Source organism: Allobosea sp. 05T433, assembly GCF_056396065.1.
Genome location: NZ_JBFTKS010000013.1, coordinates 147,540 through 168,075, shown reverse-complemented (window position 1 = coordinate 168,075; position 20,536 = coordinate 147,540). Strand labels below are relative to the sequence as shown.

The following is a 20,536-nucleotide window of genomic DNA, read 5'->3' as shown; positions in this document are numbered from 1 at the left end:
CAGCAGGCTTCAGTGGGCTGCCGGATGGGCATCCTTGCCGGCGGTCGGCTCGCCCTTCTTCTTCCGGCTCAGCACAGAAGCGAGCCAGCGCACCACCACATAGAAGACCGGGGTGAACAGCAGGCCGAACAGCGTCACGCCGATCATGCCGGAGAACACCGCGACGCCGAGAACCTGGCGCATTTCGGCACCGGCACCGACGGAGATCGTCAGGGGCAGCACGCCAAGGATGAAGGCGAGCGACGTCATCAGGATCGGTCGCAACCGGGTCCTGGCCGCTGCGATCGCAGCCTCGCGCCGGCTCATACCCTCGTCCTCGGCCTGCTTGGCGAATTCGACGATCAGGATCGCGTTCTTCGCAGCAAGGCCGACGAGCACGACGAGACCGATATCGACGAGCACGTTGCGATCGAAGTCCTTGTAACCGACGCCGACCATCGCCGCGAGAATACACATCGGCACGATCAGGATGACGGCGAGCGGCAAGGTCCAGCTCTCGTACAGTGCCGCCAGCAGCAGGAAGACGAAGACGACGGCGAGGCCGAAGGCGATGATCGCAGTGTTGCCGGCAAGCTTCTCCTGCAATGCGATCTCGGTCCATTCGAAACCGAACCCGGCCGGCAGAACCTGCTGCGCGATCTTCTCCACCTCCGCGATGCCCTGGCCGGTCGAATAACCGCGCGCCATCGAAAGCTGGACCTCGGCCGCCGGATAGAGGTTGTAGCGCGGCACGCGATAGGCGCCGGTCGTGTCGGAGAAGGTCGCGACCGAGCCGATCGGCACCATCTCGCCGTCGACATTGCGCGTCTTCAACGCCGCGACGTCGCGGATGTCGAGCCGGTAGGGATTGTCGGCCTGCGCCGTCACCCGGAAGGTGCGGCCCAGGATATTGAAATCGTTGACATAGGCCGACCCCATATAGACCGACAGGGTCTCGAACACCCGGGTCACGGGCACACCGAGCATTTCAGCCTTGGTCCGGTCGATATCGGCGTAGATCTGTGGCGTCCTGGTCGAGAACAGCGTGAACGGCTGCTGGATTCCCGGAGCCTGGCCCGCGGTTCCAGCCACTGCCCAGGTCGCGCCCTCAAGCGCCGGCAGGCCGCGCCCGCCGCGATCCTGGACATAGCCCTTGAGACCACCGCCGTTGCCGATTCCGGGAACGGCAGGAGGCTCGATCACCAGGGCGAAGGCCTCGCCGATCTGGCCCAGCTGGCTGCGCAGATCGTTGAGGATGCCCTGGGTCGTGAGGCCCGCCTTGGCCCTTTCCCTGAAGTCGGTGAGGGTGACGAAGGCGACGCCGGCATTGGGCGCCAGGGTGAAGGTTGCGCCATCAAGGCCGGCGAAGGCGACGATATGGGCGACGCCAGGCCGCGACAGCAGCATGTCGGTCGCCTTGCGGATGACCTCGTCGGTCCGCGGCAGCGACGAGCCCGGAGGCAGCTGCACGACGGCGATGAAGTAGCCGCGGTCGAGCTGCGGGACGAGGCCCGTCGGAATCGCCGCCAGGCGCTGGCCGGCGACCGCGATCAGGGCGGCATAGACCAGCAGCATCAGGACGCCGACGCGGATCAGGCGCGAGGTCGCCGCGCCGTATGCGCGCGAGAGCCAGTCGAAGGCCATGTTGAAATATTTGAAGAACCAACGCAGCGGCGCACCGATTGCCGCGAAGAAACCCTTCGGCTCCTCATGGCTGTGCGGCTTCAGCAGGATAGCCGACAGCGCCGGTGACAAGGTCAGCGAAACGAAGCACGAGATCGCCGTTGAGGCTGCGATCGTGACTGCGAACTGCTGGTAGAACGTGCCCTGCAGACCAGTGATGAAGGCGGTCGGGATGAACACGGCGCACAGCACGAGCGCAATCGCGAGCAGGGCGCCGCCGACCTCGTCCATGGTCTTGTGCGCTGCGTCCTTGGCGCTCATGCCTTGCGCCAGATAGCGCTCGACATTCTCGACCACGACGATCGCGTCGTCGACGACGATACCGATGGCCAGCACCAGCGCCAGCAGCGAGATCGTGTTGAAGGAGATACCGACCGCGCTCATCACCAGGAAGGTGCCGACCAGCGAAACCGGGATCGCGATGATCGGGATGATCGCCGCACGCCAGGTCTGCAGGAACAGGATCACGACGAAGACGACGAGCACGATCGCCTCGAGCAGCGTCGTCACCACGGCGGAGACGGATTCAGCGATGAACTCCGTCGGGTTGTAGACGATCTTGTACTCGACCCCGGCCGGGAAGTTCTTCGACAACCCGTCCATTGTCTTGATGAGCGCTTCGGATGCCGACAACGCATTCGAGCCCGGACGCTGGAACACGCCGATCGCGACGGCTTCCTTGTTGTCGAGATAGGAGTTCGACAGATAGTCCTGCGCGCCGAGCTCGACGCGGGCCACGTCGCGGACGCGGATCGTGCCGCCATCCGCGTCCGAGCGGACGACGATGTTGTAGAACTCGTCGATGCTGGTGAGGCGTCCCTGCGTATTGACCGAAAGCTGGAAGGCGCCATCCGACTTCGCCGGCGGCTGGTTGATTGCTCCGGCGGCGACCTGGATGTTGGCGGCGCGGATCGCGGCGATGACATCCCCGGCCGTCAGATTGCGCGCCGCGACCTTGGCGGGATCGAGCCAGACACGCATCGAGTAGTCGCGCGCGCCGAAGACCTGCACGTCGCCGACGCCTTCGACGCGGGTCAGCACGTCCTTCACGTTCAGCGTCGTGTAATTCGAGACGTATTGCTGGTCGCGCGAGCCGTCGGGCGACAGCATGTGGATGACCATCAGGAAGTCGGGCGAGGCCTTGCGGACCTGCAGGCCGAGCGTACGGACGTCCTGCGGCAGGCGCGGTTCGGCCGCCGAGACCCGGTTCTGCACCAGCACCTGCGCCTGGTCGACATCCGTGCCGGCCTTGAAGACGACGCTGATCGTAACACGCCCGTCACCGGTCGATTGCGACGAGATATAGAGCATATCGTCGACGCCGTTGACCTCCTGCTCGATCGGCGCTGCGACGGTCGAGGCGACGACCTCGGCCGATGCGCCCGGATAGGTCGCGGTGATCGTGACGGTCGGCGGCGCGATCTCGGGATATTCCGCGATCGGCAGGCTGCGCTGCGCGATGGCGCCGGCGATCGTCAGCAGGATCGAGAGAACGGTCGCGAAGATCGGCCGGTCGATGAAGAAATGCGCAAAGCGGAACATGCTGGGGTCCTGGCCGGGAGGGCAGGGCGGGCGGCCGATGCCGTCCGCTTCCGGTGATGGCGGCGTAAGCCGTCAGTTGGTTGCGGCGACCTTGATCTCGCCGGCCTGCGGTGTGACGGTCGCGCCCGGCCGCACCATCGGGCTGGCGAGCCCGTTGATGATGACCTTGTCGTCCTTCTCCAGGCCCTTGGTGATCACGCGCAACCCGTCCGCGATCTGACCGAGCACCACCGGCTTGGGCACGACCTTGTTGTCGGCGCCGACCGTCAGCACGATCTTGCTGGCCTGGTCCGAGACGATGACGGCGTCGGGAACGAGCAATGCGTCGACCTGGCCGGCATAGATGCGCACGCGCCCAAAGGTGCCGGGCGTCAGGAACTGATCCTTGTTCTCGAATACGGCGCGGCTGCGAATCGTACCTGAGCGGGCATTGAAGGCGTTGTCGACGAAGTCGATCTTGCCCTGGCGCTTCCAGCTCGTCTCGTCGGCGAGCCTGACCTGTGCGGTCGGAGCGCTTTCACGGTTCGTCAGCCCGCGCTGTTCGCCGGCGAGCCTGGAATAGCGGAGGTAGTCGGCTTCCGACGTATCGAACACGAAATTGATCGGATCGGTAGCGACGATCGTCGTCAGCAGCGTCGCACCCGACTGGCCGCCCGCGACGAGGTTGCCCGCATCGACGCGCTTGTTCGAGATCCGGCCGGACAGGGGGGCGCGAACCTGCGTCCATTCCAGATTGAGCTCGGCGGTCTTGAGATTGGCCTCGGCCGCCTGCTGGGACGCGACGGCACCGTTCAAGTTGGCGCGGCGCTGGTCAATGTCGCGAACCGTGATCGTCCGGTTCTGCGTCAGAGCCTCGGCGCGCTCGACCTCGTTCTGGGCGAGCTCGACCTGGGCCTTGGCGCGCGCGACTTCAGCGCGTGCCGCATCGACGGCAAGCTGATACGGGCGCTGGTCGATTGTGAAGAGCAGATCGCCCTTGTTCACCCGATCGCCGTCGCGGAAATGGATGCTGTCGAGGAACCCGGAGACGCGGGCCCTGATCTCGACCTGCTCGCGCGCTTCGAAGCGGCCTGTGTACTCGTCCCAGTTGGTCACGCGCTTGGCGAGCGGCGCTGCAGTCTGGACCGGCGGAGCCGGTGGGGCGCCCTGGGCGAGGGCCGTGGCGGCGGACGTCGCGAGCAGCACCGCGAAGGTGGCAAGAGTCCGACCCGTTGAGCGGCGGATTCGCATGGAAAAACTCCGGATAGCGGGGCCGGCGCAACCACTCTCGGTTTCCGGGCCGCGCGCAAGAAAGGTTGCGTGCTGACGATTGTCAAGTTCCGTCACTCGACAGCACCGTCGAATGACGACAGATTAGCAACATTCCGGCCAGGGGGTGACAGGATGGCAACAGACGCTTGCCGCCCGGGCGCCAAGGTTCTACCGAAGACGCGACCTGACCAGAGTTGGAAGACCGATATGAACGCGCATGCCCGCCCTGCCGACCCGAAGAAGCTGATCAAGGGTGCAACCGGCGATTGGGAAATCATCATCGGCATGGAAATCCATGCCCAGGTCACCTCCAACGCGAAACTTTTCTCAGGCGCCTCCACCGCCTTCGGGGGCGAGCCGAACGAGCATGTCAGCCTAGTCGACGCGGCCATGCCCGGCATGCTGCCGGTGATCAATGCCGAATGCGTGCGTCAGGCAGTTCGTACCGGCCTAGGGTTGAACGCGCGCATCAACAACCGGTCCGTGTTCGATCGCAAGAACTATTTTTATCCCGACCTGCCGCAGGGCTACCAGATCAGCCAGTACAAGAGCCCGATCGTCGGCGAAGGTGAGATCGTCGTCGATCTCTCGCCGACCGAGCAGATCAGCGTCGGCATCGAGCGCCTCCATCTGGAGCAGGATGCCGGCAAGTCGATCCATGATCAGCATCCGACGATGAGCTTCGTCGATCTCAACCGCTCCGGCGTCGCGCTGATGGAGATCGTCTCGCGCCCCGACCTGCGCTCGGCCGACGAGGCCAAGGCCTTTGTCACCAAGCTGCGCACCATCCTGCGCTATCTCGGCACCTGCGATGGTGACATGGAGAAGGGCAACCTGCGCGCTGACGTCAACGTCTCGGTGCGCCGCCCCGGCGAGCCCCTCGGCACGCGCTGCGAGATCAAGAACGTCAACTCGATCCGCTTCATCGGCCAGGCGGTCGATGTCGAGGCGCGCCGCCAGGTCGGCATCCTCGAGGATGGCGGCAAGATCGACCAGGAAACGCGGCTCTATGATCCCGGCAAGGGCGAGACCCGTTCGATGCGTTCCAAGGAGGAGGCGCATGATTATCGCTATTTCCCGGACCCGGACCTGCTGCCGCTCGAATTCGACGATGCCTTCGTCGAACATCTGAAGGCAGCGCTGCCGGAACTGCCCGACGCCAAGAAGGCGCGCTTCATCGCCGAATACGGCCTGACGCCCTATGATGCCTCCGTGCTCGTCGCCGAGCGCGAGCAGGCGGATTACTTCGAGGCTGTCGCCAAGGGCCGCGACGGCAAGGCCGCCGCCAACTGGGTGATCAACGAGTTGTTCGGCCGCCTGAACAAGGAAGGCAAGGATGTGACCGCCTCGCCGGTCTCTGCCGCCCAGCTCGGCGGCCTCGTCGATCTGCTTGGCGAGAGCGTCATTTCGGGCAAGATCGCCAAGGATCTGTTCGAGATACTCTGGTCCGAAGGGGGCGATCCGCGCGAGATCGTAGAGACGCGCGGCATGAAGCAGGTGACCGACACTGGAGCGATCGAGAAGGCGGTCGACGAGATCATCGCCGGCAATCCCGACAAGGTCGAGCAGGTCAAGCTGAAGCCGACCATGCTTGGCTGGTTCGTCGGCCAGGCCATGAAGGCGTCGGGCGGAAAGGCCAATCCGCAGGCGCTGAACGAGATCCTGAAGAAGAAGCTGGGTATCGAGTGACGCCAGACAGGCTCATCATCCGCGACGCGGTTGCGGCCGATCTCCCGGCCGTCCGCTCGCTGTTGGTCGAGACCTGGCATGCGACCTATGACGGCATTTATGGCTGGCAGCGTGTCGCCGAGATCACCAATGCCTGGCATTCGCTGGAGAATCTGAGCGCCCAGCTCGGTCGCGACGGCGAAGCCTTTCTCGTTGCTCTGGTCGATGACCAGATCGTTGCGACCTCGTCCGCCCGCCGCGAGCGCGACCGGGCGGCGCTGCTGACGCGGCTCTATGTCCTGCCGACCTATCAGGGCGTCGGGATCGGCCGCACCCTGCTGCACGTCACGCTCGCCCATTTCCCCCTGGCGCCGGTTGCGCGCCTGGAAGTCGAGCTGCAGAACGAGCCCGCGATCGCATTCTACGAGCGGATGGGCTTCTTCCTGCAGCGCTCGGCCCGCTTCGACGGCCGCGATGACACGCCCAACACCTTGCTGATGGCAAAGCGCCTGTTTGCCGAGTGACGGCAGCCGGCGGAGCCCGTCAGCGTGCCGCATGGGCCGGCATGCCGAGTTCCGTTTCAGAAAGGGCTTTGCTAACACCGCGCCAACCGCGGGGCTGTCCAGCGGTCCGGAGGCCTGGCCATGAGCAAGAGCAAGATCGATCCGTCCGAGATTTCCATTCGCCAGGCCCGGCGCGACGATGTCCAGCGTGTCGCCAGCCTGATTGTGCTTGGCTCCGCGACACAGGAAGTGACGGAACAGGACGCCGCAGCTGAAGCCGCGCACCCGGACTATGAGCGGGCCTTCGACGAGGTTCTGGCGAGTCCCGACACCACACTTTTCGTCGCCGAGCGCGCCGGAGAGGTCGTCGGCACCTTCCAGGTCACGCTCATTCCGGGTTTCGCCGCACGAGGGCGCAAGCGTGCGAAGTTCGAGAGTGTCCACGTTGCGCCGGAAACGCGGGGAATGGGGATCGGCGCAGTGATGATGACCCACGGGCTCGCCTTCGCAAAGGAGAAGGGAGCGGGGCTGGTCGAGCTGACCTCGCACAAGGCTCGCACCGACGCCCATCGCTTCTATCGCAATCTTGGCTTCGACCAGAGCCACGAAGGCTTCAAGAAGCCGGTCTGAAGGCCGCAGAGCCGTCCAGGCCGATCGCGGGCGGCTTACCATGCCCGGACATGACCAACCTGCTTGCCAAGCAGGTCGGCAACCCTACCGACGGCCTGCCGGGCAGCCTACATCAGATCCCGGCTCAATCGCGACAGGAAAGCTGTGATGCTCGCACGTTCGTCAAAGCCGATCGATCTCTACTACTGGCCGACGCCCAACGGCTGGAAAATCACCATCATGCTCGAGGAGTGCGGGCTCCCTTACAACCTCATCCCCGTGAATATCGGCAAGGGCGATCAGTTCAAGCCCGACTTCCTGGAGATCTCGCCGAATAATCGCATGCCGGCGATCGTCGATCATGATGGGCCCGGCGGAGAGCCGATCTCGGTCTTCGAGTCCGGTGCGATCCTGCAATATCTCGGCCGCAAGACCGGACAATACTACCCTGCCGATGAGCGTGGCCGCGTCGCGGTCGATGAATGGCTGTTCTGGCAGATGGGCGGCTTTGGGCCGATGCTCGGCCAGACCCATCATTTCCGCATCTACGCGCCCGAGAAGCTGCCTTACGCCATCGATCGCTACACCAACGAGGCCAACCGGCTCTATGGCGTGCTCAATCGCCGTCTCGAGGGCCGCGACTATATCTGCGGCGCTTACTCGATTGCCGACATGGCCTGCATCGGCTGGGCCAGAGGCTGGGAGAAGCAAGGGCAGGACATCAGGCAGTTCCCGAATGTCGGGCGCTGGCTGGAAACGATGCAGGCCCGCCCGGCCGTGCAGCGCGGCCTCGCGATCGGCGCTGAACTGCGCAATCCGGCCGGCATCAGCACGCCGGAAGAGAAGGCCGTTCTGTTCGGGCAGCGGGCCCGCTGAGCTGATCCATTGGCGATGGTCGACCTTGGGTTGACCGTCACCCTCCCGCCACGCTCGGCGCGCGCCGGGCTGGCGGCCCAGATGCCGGTTGCTGACGGCGCAGTTGACCGGACAGCGCCCTAAGCTCGTCGCGTCAGTTCGCCCGAGTCCATTTCACCGAGCGGCAGATGATACCGCCGAGCACGCAGCCCGAGGTGGTCAGCGCATCTCCGGACAAGGACATCGTGCCGGAATAGGTCTTGCCATCCTCCGGATTGAAGGCGCTGCCGCTCCATTTGCCGGCGCCGGTCGGCTTCATGTCGTAGAAGATGCGCTGGCCGACCTTGGCGGGGCCGTTCGTGTCCTTCAGCCAGGCCAGTGTGCCGCACATCGCCTCGCCGCATTTGGCAAAGCGCACCCGCGAGGCCCCGCTATCGCGCAGCCAGGTGCCGCTGACATCCTGTGCCAGGGCGGAGCCGGTGCCGGCGAGTGCCAGCGTCGCGAATCCGAGCAGAGCGGCCCTGGCCGAGGTCTTGTGAAAGCGCATGCGATCCTCCCGTTTCGACCAGCTATGGCTGCATGGTTCAGATATGAACTATATCCGAGCCGGCTTTCGCTTCAAGCTGGAGACGCGTCGGGCTTGATGGACGGCTCCCGCCGGACCGACACGGAGCAGGACAGGCAAACGAAGCCGGCCGGGCAGCCTTGTAGGGCGGGGAGGCGGCAGCTATAAGCCGCCGCATTCTCCAGATTGTCCCTAAGGAACCAACGATGGCTGTCCAGCGTACCTTTTCCATTCTCAAGCCCGACGCGACGCGGCGCAACCTGACCGGCGCGGTCAACGCGGTGATCGAGAAGGCTGGCCTGCGCATCGTCGCGCAGAAGCGCATTCAGATGACCAAGGGCCAGGCCGAGACCTTCTATGCCGTCCACAAGGAACGGCCCTTCTTCGGCGAGCTGGTCGAGTTCATGACGTCCGGCCCGGTCGTCGTTCAGGTCCTGGAAGGCGAGAACGCCATCGCCACCTATCGCGACGTGATGGGCGCCACCAACCCGGCGAATGCCGCCGAGGGCACGATCCGCAAGCTCTTCGCCGAGTCGGTTGGTGAGAACACCGCTCACGGTTCGGATGCGCCGGAGACCGCCGCCATCGAGATCGCGCAGTTCTTCGCCGGCAACGAGATCGTCGGCTGACGCGGCGCGACTGCTGATCGTCTTCGAACGGCGGAGCCAGTGGCTCCGCCGTTTTCGTTCGGGGAACTATTTGAAGCCGAGATCGAAGGCGTAGCTGGCGGAGACGCCGACAGTCAGCGAATCCCGTGAGCCGAACGGCTTGACGATCGGCGATCTGGTCGCATCGCCGACGAGGTGCTTGTATTCGAGATAGGCAGTCGTCTGCAGCTTCTCGGACCAGTTATAGGTCACCTGCGCGATCGCGCCGATCGAGTTGATCCCAGCATTGTAACGCTGCAGCAGGCCGCCTCTGCCCGCGTAATTGCCGCCGAAATAGGTCCGGACATAGTCGGCCCCGACGACGCTCATGCGCGGGCCGGCGCCGATCGTCCAGGCCCCGATCTTCTGGAAGGCGTCGATCTTGAATTCGGCGACAAGCGCGTCATGCGTGATCACGCCGCGGCGCAGGTCGACGCGGCCGCGCAGCCAGGAGGTCGGGTAGAATTCGACAAAACCGCCGAGCTCGGCGCCGAACTTGACGTCCGGCATGCCGATCAGCGCAGGGTTGGTGCTCGCCTTGCGCTCCCAGAGCAGGTTGCCGGAGAAGCCGACGCGCCAGGCCTTGCCGGAGAAGAATCCGATGCTGATCGCATCGTCTTCCGATGACCACCAGGTGCTCTTGGTGCCACGCGCCAGGTTCACGATCGCCCGCGGCCGGAAGACATAGTCGTTCGAACCGGAATAGTCCGGCGTGTAGCGCAGGCCGCCTCCCAGGGTCAGGTGCCAGTTCTGGACGGATTCGGGGGAGGTGAGGGTGGTGTAATCGCTGGACTGGGCTTGAGCTGAGCCGGCAGGCGACAGGCAGAGACTGGCCGCAAGGCCGGTCAGAAACGCAACGCAACGCATTATCGAACTCCGGCGCAACGGCGCCTTGGCAAGCGGAAGTTCCGACAATCTGAAGCGTTATCGTTAATCCCGGGTTGACGCCGCCGGCATTGACCGCAAAAGCCCGGCGCGTCACCAGTAGCGGGCTGAAGGATCATCCATGACCGAACTGCCCCGCATCACGCATCTGCCGTCAGTCTGCCCGCATGACTGCCCATCGGCCTGTTCGCTGGAAGTCGAGGTGATCGACGGGCGCAGCATCGGGCGGGTGCGCGGCAGCAAGCGCCAGAGCTACACCGACGGCGTGATCTGCGCGAAGGTGGCGCGGTATTCCGAGCGCATCCATCATCCGGACCGGCTGCTGCACCCCTTGCGCCGCACCGGACCGAAGGGCTCCGGGCAGTTCGAGCGTATCTCCTGGGATGAGGCGCTGGACGAAACCGCACGCCGCTTCCTCGCGATCGAGGCCGAGCACGGCGCCGACGCCGTCTGGCCCTATTACTATGCCGGCACGATGGGGCTGGTGATGCGTGACGGCATCAACCGGCTGCGCAACGTCAAGCGCTACTCCGGCCAGTATTCGACGATCTGCACCACGATGGCCTGGACCGGGTTCATCGCCGGCACGGGCCGGCTCGCCGGTCCCGATCCGCGCGAGATGGCGAAATCGGACTGCGTAGTGATCTGGGGCACGAACGCCGTGCACACCCAGGTCAATGTCATGCATCACGCGATCAAGGCGCGGAAGGAGCGCGGCGCCAAGATCGTCGCCATCGACATCTACCACAACCCGACGCTGGCCCAGGCCGATCTCGCGTTGGTGCTGCGCCCGGGTACCGATGGCGCGCTCGCCTGCGCCGTCATGCATGTCCTCTTCCGCGACGGCCATGCCGACCGCGACTATCTCGCGCGCTACACTGATGCGCCCGCCGAACTCGAGGAGCATCTCGCCAGCCGCACGCCGGAATGGGCGGCTGCGATCACCGGACTCGACGTCGCCGCGATCGAGGAATTCGCGACCCTGGTCGGCACCCGCAAACGCAGCTTCTTTCGCCTCGGCTATGGCTTCGCACGCCAGCGCAACGGTGCGGTGAACATGCATGCGGCGCTCTGCGTCCCGACGGTGACAGGCGCCTGGCAGTACGAAGGCGGCGGCGCCTTTCATTCGAACAGCGGCATCTACCAGTGGCGCAAGAGCCTGATCGAAGGGCTGGATGTCCGGGATCCCCGCATCCGCCAGCTCGACCAGTCGCAGATCGGCAGGGTTTTGACTGGCGACGCCGAGGCCTTGCGCCAGGGCGGGCCCGTGAAGGCGCTCTTCATCCAGAACACCAATCCCGTCTCGGTTGCGCCCGAGCAGGAACTGGTCAAGCAGGGCTTTGCCCGCGACGACCTGTTCACGGTCGTGCACGAGCAGTTCATGACCGAGACCGCAGCCATGGCCGACATCGTGCTGCCGGCGACGCAGTTCATGGAGCATGACGACCTCTACCAGGGCGGCGGGCATCAGCACATCATGTGGGGCGGCAAGCTCGTCGAGCCGCCTGGCGAGTGCCGCTCGAACCACGAGGTGATCTGTGCGCTTGCCGAGCGCCTGGGCGCCGAACATCGCGGGTTCGCGATGACGCCGCGCGAGATCGTCGACTGGACGCTGCGCGAGACCGGCCGCGGCACGCTGGACGAGCTGATCGCGGCTGATTTCCACGACATCCAGCCGGGGTTCGATCGCGCGCATTACGTCGACGGTTTCGGCTATCGCGACGGCAAGTTCCGCTTCAAGCCGRACTGGCCGAAGGTGCCCAACGCCAATGACGGCCCGGTCGGCCCCTACAGCCAGATGCCGGGTCTTCCCGATCATTGGGGCGTAATCGAGAACACGGACGAGACGCATCCCTTCCGCCTCGCGACCAGCCCCGCCCGCAGCTTCCTCAACTCGACCTTCACCGAGACACCAAGCTCGCAGAAGAAGGAGGGCGGACCGAGCTTGATGATGCATCCGCAGGACGCGGAAGGGCTCGGCATTTCCGATGGCGGCGAAGTCGTTATCGGCAACCGGCGCGGCAGCGTGCATCTGACGGCGAAGTTCTTCTCCGGCGTGGTGCGCGGCGTCGTCATTGCCGAATCGATCTGGCCGAATGCGGCGCACAAGCATGGGCGCGGCATCAACACCATCACCGGCGCCGATGCGGTCGCTCCCTTCGGCGGGGCCGCCTTCCACGACAACAAAGTGTGGATCAAGAAGGCGTGACTGATCGGCCACTTGACCTTTACGGAGGGCTGTGACCATTCCGCCGCGCGCGGGCGAGGCATGGATGATGCTTGCCCCGGCATGGGCATGTCTCGAAGGAACTGCGGAATCATGAAGATGCGGCGGATAGGTGCGGTCGTTCTGGCCGGTGGGTTCCTGATGATGGCTGCGGTTTCGGCCCAGGCCGCGAGCGGCACGAGCGCCTTGCCGCCGCCCGATCCGACCGCCAAGAACCTGACGCCCTACATGATCCAGCTTCGGGCCTTCGATGCCTGCCTGGTCACCCAGTCGCAGCTGATCGGCACGACGCGTGAAGCCGTCCACACGCCTTGCAGCTGCTATGCCAAGGGCACCGTCAACGCGATGACCAAGGACGAGATCCAGGCCTTCCGCGAAACCGGCTATTTCAACGACAGCGCCCGCGCCAAGGGCTACGATTTCATCGATCGCTGCAAGCTCAGGCGGCCGAGCTGATCAGCTTCCGGTCGGCGAAATAGCGCGCCCCGATCCGCGCCGCATAGGCGACGAGATTGGGGTGGCTTTCGATCAGGCCGCGTATCGGCGACTCGAAGAGCGTGCACAGCCCCGAGGCCAGGAAGGCGCCAAGCGTGGCGTCCGCGCCGCAAGGCTCGCTGCCCATCAGATAGGGCCGCTCGCCCAGAATCGCGGCGGCGGCTCCCAGCGCATGCCGGGCGAGTTCCGCCTGTTCAACCGGGCTGTGGCGCCCGGTGCCCTGGCCCTTGAGCGTGCGCTGCACCTGGCGTTTGACCATCGCGGCAACCAGCGGTCGCAACGGCGCCGGCACGACTCTGAAGAACTGAAGCGGCCCCCGGTTGAAATTGCTGTCATTGGCCCAGCGCTCGCTGACCACGAACCAGTAGAGATGATCCTCCAGCATCTTCTCGACGGCCCAGGCGATGCCGCGCTGTTCCGGCGTCAGGCCCTTGTCGAAGTCGATGCCGTATTTCCGCTCCAGATGCAGTCTGATGAAGGTGCTGTCGGCGACGATCTCGCCAGCGTCGATGATCAGCGGCAGCTTGCCCTTGGGCGCCCGCCTCATATTGCCGATCTTGCGCTCATGCGGGAGGCCGGACATCTGCAGGAGGATGTCCGCCTTCATGCAGAAAGGGCTCGGGTCCGGCAGGCCGAACCCGGGTCCGAAGACCTGTAGCGTGATCATGCGAAATCCTCCCATTGGCAGAGGCAAGGCGTTGGTTTTCTGCTGACAGACTGCTGACAACTCTTGTCAGCAGAGCTAGAGCATTCTCCTGCCCAACCTGATGCTTGGGAATTCCTCGTCATGCAACGTGCCGAACGTCTGCTCGATCTGATCCAGGGCCTGCGCCGACGTCGCAGGCCGGTGACGGCCGATACCCTCGCCGCCGAACTCGATGTCTCGGTGCGGACGATCTACCGCGATATCGGAGCATTGATGCGCCAGGGCGTGCCGGTGCGCGGCGAGGCCGGCATCGGCTATGTGCTTGACGCTGGCTTCGATCTGCCGCCGCTGATGCTCTCGCCGGACGAGATCGAGGCGGTTCTCGTCGGCATGCGCTGGCTTGGTGAGCGTGCCGACCCGGTGCTGGCACGCGCGGCGGAAGACGTCGTCAGCAAGGTCGCAGCCGTCCTGCCGCCGCATCTACKACCGATCCTGCTCGATGGCGCCCTGTTCGCGCCGGCCTATCGCTGCGACCAGCCGGTCGATCAGATCGATGCCGCCGGCATCAGGGCTGCGATCCGCCAGGGCCGCAAGCTCGCGATCCGGTATCGCGACGAGGCCGGTCAGGAGACCGACCGGATGATCTGGCCGATCGGCATGACATTCTACGAGCGGGTGCGGATCGTCATCGCCTGGTGCGAGCTGCGGCAGGCCTTCCGGCATTTTCGCACGGACCGCATCACCGATCTCGTCCCGCGCGAAGAGCGCTATCCGGCAAGACGGGCCGATCTGTTCCGTCGCTGGGAGAAGGAAGAGGAACAGGCGGCACAGGCCCGATCCTGCCCGATCGATCAGCCGCGCACGACCTCGCCCCCCGCCAGCGTGGCCCTGCCGGAGGCAACCTCCGCCAGCGCCCGCTGATAGAGCGCGTGTTCGACGCCGAGCACGCGGTGCGCCAGGGCATCCTCATCGTCGCCGGCGAGCACGGGAACCCGGGTCTGTGCGATCACCGGCCCGGCATCGAGCTCCGGCACGACGAAATGCACGCTGCAGCCATGCTCCCTGACCCCGGCTTCGAGAGCCTGGCGATGAGTATGCGTGCCCTTGAACAGGGGAAGCAGCGAGGGGTGGATATTGAGCAGCCGTCCTTCCCAGCGCCTGACGAACCAGGGCGTCAGGATGCGCATGAAGCCGGCGAGCGCGATGAGCTCGATCTGATTGACGCGCAGGACATCGTCCATGGCGCGCTCGAAAGCCTCACGATCCCGACCGAAGGAGCGGTGATCGACGGTTGCGACGGGCACCCCGGCAGCCGCAGCCCGGGCCAGGCCACCGGCCTCGGGCACGTTCGAGAGCACGAGAGCGATCTCGGCCGGATAGTCGCCGGCCTGCGCCGCCTCGATCAGCGCGGCCATGTTGGAACCGCGCCCCGAGATCAGGATCGCGGTGCGACGACGCGCCGGCTGAATCACAGGCTGAGCGTCCCGCGATAGCTCACCGGCTCTTCGCCGGCCGCGACCGGGACGATTTCGCCAAGCCGCACCGGCGCTTCGCCGGCGTCCCTCAGGGCGGCCTCGACCTCACCGGCCTTGCCGGCTTCAGCGGTGACGATCATGCCGATGCCGCAATTGAAGGTGCGAAGCATCTCGCGCTCGGCAACACCGCCGACCTTGGCAAGCCAGCCGAAGACCGGCGGAACCGGAATGGCCGCAAGATCGAGCGCAACGCCGAGCCCTTCGGGCAGCACGCGCGGAATATTGTCGGGGAAGCCGCCCCCGGTGATGTGGGCAAGCGCCTTGATGCCCGCCGTCGCCTTCAGCGCGGCCAGCAGCGGCTTTACATAGATGCGTGTCGGCACGAGCAGCGCTTCGGCGAGGCTGGTCTCAGGTGCGAAGGGGGCGGGAGCCTCCCAGCTCTGTCCCGACAGAGCGACAATGCGCCGGACCAGCGAGTAGCCGTTGGAATGGACGCCGGAGGAGGGCAGGCCGAAGACCACGTCGCCGGGCACGAGATCCGCACGCGGCAGCAGTGCCCCGCGCTCGGCGGCGCCGACCGCGAAGCCCGCGAGGTCATAATCCTTCTCGGCATACATGCCGGGCATCTCGGCAGTTTCGCCGCCGATCAGCGCGCAGCCGGCTTGCCGGCAGCCATCGGCGATGCCGCGCACGATCTCGACGCCGACCTGCGGATCGAGCTTGCCGGTAGCGTAATAGTCGAGGAAAAGCAGCGGCTCGGCGCCCTGCACGATCAGGTCGTTGACGCACATCGCGACGAGGTCGATGCCGATCGTCGAATGCCGCCCGCTTTCGATCGCGATCTTGACCTTCGTGCCGACGCCGTCATTGGCGGCGACCAGGATCGGGTCATTGAAGCCCGCAGCCTTCAGATCGAAGAGGCCGCCGAAGCCTCCGATCTCCGCATCGGCACCGGGGCGGCGCGTGGCACGCACCAGCGGCTTGATGGCATCGACCATCGCGTTGCCGGCATCGATGTCGACGCCCGCCTGCGCATAGGTCAGTCCGTTCGCTCCTGGCTTGCTCATGGTCCTCGGCTTCCATTCCGTTCGCGCGAGCGATAGGCAAGCCAGCCGCGCCTTGCAAGCCGCTATGACGGATTCGGCCTTGCCGGTGCACCGTTTCGGGCTCTAGCGTCGCACAGGACAGCGCTGCGAATCCGGAAGAGCATGACCCTTCCCAACCTCATCACCATCGGCCGGCTGTTTCTGGTGCCGCTCGTCGTGGTGATGATCACCAATGGACGCTGGGAGACGGCCTTCATCCTCTTCGTGGCGGCCGGCGTCTCGGACGCGGTCGATGGATTCATCGCCAAGCGCTTCGGCATGACCAGCGAGCTCGGCGCCTATCTCGACCCCGTCGCGGACAAGGCGTTGATCGTCTCGATCTACATCACGCTTGCGCTGGTCGGGGCTATCCCGGTCTGGCTGGTCGTCCTGGTGGTCTCGCGCGACCTGATGATCGTCTCCGCCGTGATCCTGTCCTGGGTGATGGAAAAACCCGTCGAGATCGCTCCTTTCGTGGTCAGCAAGCTCAACACGGCCGCACAGCTCATTTTCGCCGCGCTGATGCTCGGGAGCAAGGCCTTCGGGGTCGATCCCGGGCCGGCGATCGATGTCGGCCAGCTCCTGGTCGCCGTATTGACGCTGGGATCAATGGCGGCCTATCTCGCGTTCTGGCTGCGCCATATGGCGGCCTGACCTGCGGCGAGCGGGCGCGATTGCGTCCGTTTCAGTGCTGCGGCTTGGAACTTGCTTCGTGTTCACCCATCTTCGTGGACGCGGTCGATGATCTCGCATCGCGGAATCCGCCGGGGACTGCCTGTTCATGTCGTTGCAACGCCAAATCGGTTTCTGGCTGATCTCGCTCGCAGTCTTCGTGCTGTGCCTGGTCTTGCTGCGCGACGTGCTGCTGCCATTCATCGCGGCGCTGGCGCTGGCCTATCTGCTCGACCCCCTTGCGGATCGGCTCGAGCGGCTCGGAATGAGCCGTCTGGCCGCGACGATTGTCATCCTGATCGTCTTCCTTCTGATCTTCGTGCTGTCGCTCGTGCTGCTCATGCCCTTGCTCGGCCAGCAGCTCGCCGGCTTCGTTGCGCGGATGCCCGAGGTCGCTGCCAAGCTGCAAACGCTGATCCTGGAGCGGGGGGCGCCGCTCCTCGAGAAGCTGGGTGGTGGCAAGCTTGCCCAGGATGCCCAGAATTCACTCGGAAATCTCGTCGGCGAAGCAACCAAATGGGTCGGCAGTGTCCTGCAATCGCTCTGGTCCGGGGGGACCGCGATCATCGGCGTGTTCTCGCTGCTGGTTCTGACCCCCGTCATCGCCTTCTATCTGCTGGTCGACTGGGACCGCATGTGCGCGACCGTCGACAGCTGGTTGCCGCTCGACCATCGCGACACCATCCGCGGCCTGCTGAGCGAGATGGATAAGGCGATCGCCGGCTTCCTGCGCGGCCAGGCGCTGCTCTGCATCCTGCTCGGGACCTTCTATGCCGTCGGATTGAGCATCGTCGGCGTCAACTTCGGCGCGCTCATCGGCATCATCAGCGGCTTCCTCTCCTTCATCCCCTATGTCGGCTCGCTGACGGGCCTCGTGCTGTCGGTCGGCGTCGCGATCGTGCAGTTCTGGCCGGAGTGGACTTGGCCGTTGGTGACGCTCGGCGTCTTTGCCGCCGGTCAGTTCATCGAAGGCAACATCCTGCAGCCGAAGCTCGTCGGCGACTCGATCGGCGTGCATCCGGTCTGGCTGATGTTCGCGCTGCTTGCCTTCGGCTCTCTCTTCGGCTTCGTCGGGCTCCTGCTTGCGGTTCCCTTGGCGGCAGTCATCGGGGTCTTGAGCCGTTTCGCGCTTCGGCAGTATCTGGCGAGCAACATCTATCATGGCGGCGATGTTTCGAAGTCCGCCGAAGCCCGCAAGCGTCTCGGAGCCGATGTCTGACCATACAAGCCGCCCGCGTCAGCTCGCCTTCGACCTGCCCGTCGACAGCCGCCACGGCGTCGAGGATTTCCTGATCGGCCCGTCCAACGAAGCCGCCTATGGGATGATCGAGGCCTGGCCGCACTGGCCCGAGGCCTGGCTGCGCCTGGTTGGCCCGGAAGGGGCGGGAAAGACCCATCTCGCGGCGATCTGGGCCAAGGCGGCCCATGCCTGGGTCATGCCCGTCTCCGAGGTGACCGAGGAGAACGTGCCGCACCTGATCTCCGGAGGGGCGCTCGTCGTCGAGGATTGCGACAGAGGGCCTCGCGACGAAGCCGCCCTGTTCCACCTCTTGAACGCGATCAAGGCGAAGCGCGGCTCGCTGCTGCTGACCGCACGCGCAGCTCCCGATCAATGGGGCGTACGTATTCCCGACCTGTTGTCGCGCCTGCGGCTGGCGCCCCATGCGACGATCGCGCCGCCGGACGATGCGCTGCTGCGGGCGCTGCTGGTCAAGCTCTTCATCGACCGGCAGCTCATCGTCGATGCCGGCATCATCGAAGCGCTGACGCTGCGGATGGAGCGCTCGTTTGCCGCGGCGCGTGCACTGGTCGACGCGCTCGACAGGCTTTCGCTGGAACGCGGGCGGCGCGTCACGCGCGCCCTGGCCGGCGAGGTCCTGACGGACCTCTTTCCGGATGATGCGAACTGAACAGGCAGCGCAGCCAGGCAGGTTGGAAGGAGAGCGGTATGGCCGACGGACGTGAGATCCGGCTGTTTTCCTACGGCACATTGCGCCAGAGGAACGTCCAGCTCGCCACATTCGGCCGAGAGCTCGAAGGCCGTGACGACGCCCTTGTCGGCTTCGCCCGCACAATGGTCGAGATCACCGATCCGGAGGTGATCGCCACCAGCCGCGAGACGCATCATCCGATCGTGACCCGGTCCGGCAATCCTGCCGACGAAGTGGCCGGAACCGTCTTCAACATCACAGCCGCGGAGCTCGCCGCGGCCGATTCCTACGAGGTCTCGGATTAGCGCCGGATTGCGGTGTGGCTCAGATCCGGGACCGAGGCGTTCGTCTATGTCCGGGCTGCGGACGCGTCCTGAATCGAACGTTCAGGCCGCGCCTTCCGAAGCCGACTTGGCCGACGGCCCAACGAGGCGTGCATGCATGGCCTCGATCAGAAGTTCATGCGCACGGGCTGCGATCGCGTCGAGCGAGGGCGTCCGCACGAACATCGCGGCCGCCTTCTCGCTGAGCTCCTCGCGGCTCGGCAGGACCGGCAGATGCCATTGCGCAACGGCGTCCTGGGCCTGCTGCTGCATTTCGGCCAGCCGGTCACCCGCACGTTGCTGCAGTTCGGCGAGCGCTTCGCGCAAATCGGCGAGCGTCATCGTCGGCAGATGCAGCTCCGACAGGGCAGGGCTCGCCGCATAGGCTTCCCGGAAGGCGCTGACGACGCGGTCCAGCGGCACCGAAGCCGCAAGCCGCTCGGCAGAGCGTTCGATGACGCGCGGCGGCAGGGCCTGCGAACGATCGACGACGGCCTGCGGCGGCGCCTTCAGGTCCCAGACCGCGCCGATCTTCGAGAGACCGAGGATCACGTAATAGGTCGGGTCCCACTGCCACCAGCGGAAGCCCTGACGCACGCTGTACTGATAGGCGTGGTGGTTGTTGTGCCAGCCTTCGCCCATGGTGATGATCGCCAGCCACCAGTTGTTGCGGCTCTCGTCGCCGGTCACATAGTCCTTGTCGCCATGCACATGCGCGAGCGAGTTGATGCAGAATGTCGCGTGATAGACCGCAACCGTCGACCAGAAGAAGCCAACGATCAGGCCGGCCCAGCCGCCGATCGCGAAGCAGAGGCCGGCAAGCAGGATCGCGGGCGCCAGCTCGAAACGGTGCAAAAGGCGCAATTCGGGGAACTTCGTCAGGTCCTGAATCGTTGAATCGTCGAAGGTGCTGTGATCGCGGCTGAAGATCCAGCCGACATGCGAATAGGCGAAGGATGTCATGACCGGCGAATGCACGTCATGCTCGGTATCGGCATAGCGATGATGGTGACGGTGCTTGGAGGCCCACCAGAGCACGCTCTTCTGCGCCGTCGATTGGGCCAGCAGCGCGAGCAGGAACTGCCCGAAGCGGCTGGTCTTGTAGGAGCGATGTGAGAAATAGCGGTGATAGCCACCGGTGACCGCGAACATCCGCAACCAGTACAGCCCGATCGCGAGCCAGACCGAGGTCCAGGTCACACCGCTCCAGAGCGCCCCGAAACAGGCGAGATGCGCCAGCACGAAGGGAACGGCGGATGGGTAGACGATGTCGCCATCATCATGAGGGGCAGTGCTGTCGCTCAAGAATGCTCTCTGTGGGGTTCGCGCGGATTCGCCGCTTCGGTGCGACACGGGCCGCATGTCCAGCGGCACCAAACAGGACGAGCCGGCGCCGCGCAAGTAGGCCACTCGCCGCAGCATGGCAAGGAAACCACGTGGGAAGGCAATTGGTTCGAGGCAACGCAGGAATAGCACTCGCCCGTCATCGAAGCGT

Annotated in this window: 20 protein-coding genes; 12 read left to right on the top strand and 8 right to left on the bottom strand. The window is 65.3% G+C overall.

Going from position 1 to position 20,536, the window contains the following annotated elements:
* Window positions 1–9 precede the first annotated feature (9 nt).
* Complete coding sequence (locus tag AC1DGP_RS19245) at window positions 10–3,204, bottom strand: efflux RND transporter permease subunit (protein WP_441507634.1); 3,195 nt, start codon at window positions 3,202–3,204, stop codon at window positions 10–12.
* Window positions 3,205–3,276: 72 nt separating this feature from the next.
* Entirely contained in the window at window positions 3,277–4,434 is a 1,158-nt protein-coding gene (locus AC1DGP_RS19240) for an efflux RND transporter periplasmic adaptor subunit (RefSeq protein WP_441507635.1), read from the bottom strand.
* 228 nt (window positions 4,435–4,662) lie between these two features.
* On the opposite strand from AC1DGP_RS19240, the gene gatB reads away from it, so the two are divergent.
* From gatB to AC1DGP_RS19220, 4 genes are all read left to right on the top strand, one after another.
* Complete coding sequence (gatB, locus tag AC1DGP_RS19235) at window positions 4,663–6,144, top strand: Asp-tRNA(Asn)/Glu-tRNA(Gln) amidotransferase subunit GatB (protein ID WP_441491731.1); 1,482 nt, start codon at window positions 4,663–4,665, stop codon at window positions 6,142–6,144.
* Window positions 6,141–6,647 carry a GNAT family N-acetyltransferase gene (locus tag AC1DGP_RS19230; protein WP_441491730.1) on the top strand — a complete coding sequence of 169 codons (507 nt, stop codon included), beginning with the start codon at window positions 6,141–6,143 and terminating at the stop codon, window positions 6,645–6,647. Before gatB ends, AC1DGP_RS19230 begins: the two co-directional genes overlap by 4 nt.
* A gap of 120 nt (window positions 6,648–6,767) precedes the next feature.
* Window positions 6,768–7,256: a GNAT family N-acetyltransferase gene (locus tag AC1DGP_RS19225; protein WP_441491729.1), complete on the top strand. Its 489-nt coding sequence runs from the start codon at window positions 6,768–6,770 to the stop codon at window positions 7,254–7,256.
* 147 nt (window positions 7,257–7,403) lie between these two features.
* Window positions 7,404–8,111, top strand: a complete 708-nt coding sequence (locus AC1DGP_RS19220; RefSeq protein ID WP_441507636.1) for a glutathione S-transferase N-terminal domain-containing protein — start codon at window positions 7,404–7,406, stop codon at window positions 8,109–8,111.
* Between the two features lie 133 nt (window positions 8,112–8,244).
* Here AC1DGP_RS19220 and AC1DGP_RS19215 read toward each other — a convergent pair whose 3' ends face one another.
* Complete coding sequence (locus tag AC1DGP_RS19215) at window positions 8,245–8,637, bottom strand: DUF2147 domain-containing protein (protein WP_441507637.1); 393 nt, start codon at window positions 8,635–8,637, stop codon at window positions 8,245–8,247.
* Window positions 8,638–8,861: 224 nt separating this feature from the next.
* On the opposite strand from AC1DGP_RS19215, the gene ndk reads away from it, so the two are divergent.
* The gene (gene ndk, locus AC1DGP_RS19210; protein WP_441491726.1) at window positions 8,862–9,284 is read left to right on the top strand and encodes a nucleoside-diphosphate kinase; all 423 of its coding nucleotides are present in this window, start codon (window positions 8,862–8,864) and stop codon (window positions 9,282–9,284) included.
* 66 nt (window positions 9,285–9,350) lie between these two features.
* Here the strand turns inward: ndk and AC1DGP_RS19205 are convergent, their stop codons facing one another.
* The gene (locus AC1DGP_RS19205) at window positions 9,351–10,169 is read right to left on the bottom strand and encodes a MipA/OmpV family protein (protein WP_441507638.1); all 819 of its coding nucleotides are present in this window, start codon (window positions 10,167–10,169) and stop codon (window positions 9,351–9,353) included.
* Between the two features lie 139 nt (window positions 10,170–10,308).
* Here AC1DGP_RS19205 and AC1DGP_RS19200 point away from each other — a divergent pair, with 139 nt between their 5' ends.
* A complete protein-coding gene (locus AC1DGP_RS19200; protein ID WP_476832426.1) occupies window positions 10,309–12,396 on the top strand; it encodes a molybdopterin-containing oxidoreductase family protein in 2,088 nt (695 codons plus the stop codon).
* Between the two features lie 111 nt (window positions 12,397–12,507).
* Window positions 12,508–12,870 (top strand): hypothetical protein, encoded by a 363-nt coding sequence (locus tag AC1DGP_RS19195; RefSeq protein WP_441507640.1) that lies wholly within the window; start codon window positions 12,508–12,510, stop codon window positions 12,868–12,870.
* On the opposite strand, the gene AC1DGP_RS19190 is transcribed toward AC1DGP_RS19195, so the two are convergent.
* Window positions 12,854–13,576, bottom strand: coding sequence for a glutathione S-transferase family protein (locus AC1DGP_RS19190; RefSeq protein ID WP_441507641.1), 723 nt, complete (start codon window positions 13,574–13,576; stop codon window positions 12,854–12,856). The two genes, AC1DGP_RS19195 and AC1DGP_RS19190, sit on opposite strands and share 17 nt — an antisense overlap.
* Before the next feature lie 120 nt (window positions 13,577–13,696).
* Here AC1DGP_RS19190 and AC1DGP_RS19185 point away from each other — a divergent pair, with 120 nt between their 5' ends.
* On the top strand, window positions 13,697–14,476 hold the full coding sequence (locus AC1DGP_RS19185) for a helix-turn-helix transcriptional regulator (protein WP_476832425.1): 780 nt from the start codon (window positions 13,697–13,699) through the stop codon (window positions 14,474–14,476).
* Here AC1DGP_RS19185 and purN read toward each other — a convergent pair.
* Window positions 14,407–14,970 carry a phosphoribosylglycinamide formyltransferase gene (purN, locus tag AC1DGP_RS19180; protein WP_441507672.1) on the bottom strand — a complete coding sequence of 188 codons (564 nt, stop codon included), beginning with the start codon at window positions 14,968–14,970 and terminating at the stop codon, window positions 14,407–14,409. The genes AC1DGP_RS19185 and purN overlap by 70 nt on opposite strands.
* Window positions 14,971–15,023: 53 nt before the next feature.
* Window positions 15,024–16,097: a phosphoribosylformylglycinamidine cyclo-ligase gene (purM, locus tag AC1DGP_RS19175; protein ID WP_441507643.1), complete on the bottom strand. Its 1,074-nt coding sequence runs from the start codon at window positions 16,095–16,097 to the stop codon at window positions 15,024–15,026.
* Between the two features lie 141 nt (window positions 16,098–16,238).
* Between purM and AC1DGP_RS19170 the strand changes: the two genes are divergently transcribed.
* From AC1DGP_RS19170 to AC1DGP_RS19155, 4 genes are all read left to right on the top strand, one after another.
* Complete coding sequence (locus AC1DGP_RS19170; RefSeq protein ID WP_441507644.1) at window positions 16,239–16,769, top strand: CDP-alcohol phosphatidyltransferase family protein; 531 nt, start codon at window positions 16,239–16,241, stop codon at window positions 16,767–16,769.
* A gap of 127 nt (window positions 16,770–16,896) precedes the next feature.
* Window positions 16,897–18,006, top strand: coding sequence for an AI-2E family transporter (locus tag AC1DGP_RS19165; RefSeq protein ID WP_441491719.1), 1,110 nt, complete (start codon window positions 16,897–16,899; stop codon window positions 18,004–18,006).
* Window positions 17,999–18,697, top strand: a complete 699-nt coding sequence (locus AC1DGP_RS19160) for a P-loop NTPase family protein (protein ID WP_476832424.1) — start codon at window positions 17,999–18,001, stop codon at window positions 18,695–18,697. Before AC1DGP_RS19165 ends, AC1DGP_RS19160 begins: the two co-directional genes overlap by 8 nt.
* 38 nt (window positions 18,698–18,735) lie before the next feature.
* Window positions 18,736–19,023 (top strand): gamma-glutamylcyclotransferase family protein, encoded by a 288-nt coding sequence (locus AC1DGP_RS19155; RefSeq protein WP_476768665.1) that lies wholly within the window; start codon window positions 18,736–18,738, stop codon window positions 19,021–19,023.
* An 81-nt stretch (window positions 19,024–19,104) separates the two neighbouring features.
* Here AC1DGP_RS19155 and AC1DGP_RS19150 read toward each other — a convergent pair whose 3' ends face one another.
* Window positions 19,105–20,346, bottom strand: a complete 1,242-nt coding sequence (locus AC1DGP_RS19150; RefSeq protein WP_476776609.1) for an acyl-CoA desaturase — start codon at window positions 20,344–20,346, stop codon at window positions 19,105–19,107.
* Window positions 20,347–20,536 lie beyond the last annotated feature (190 nt).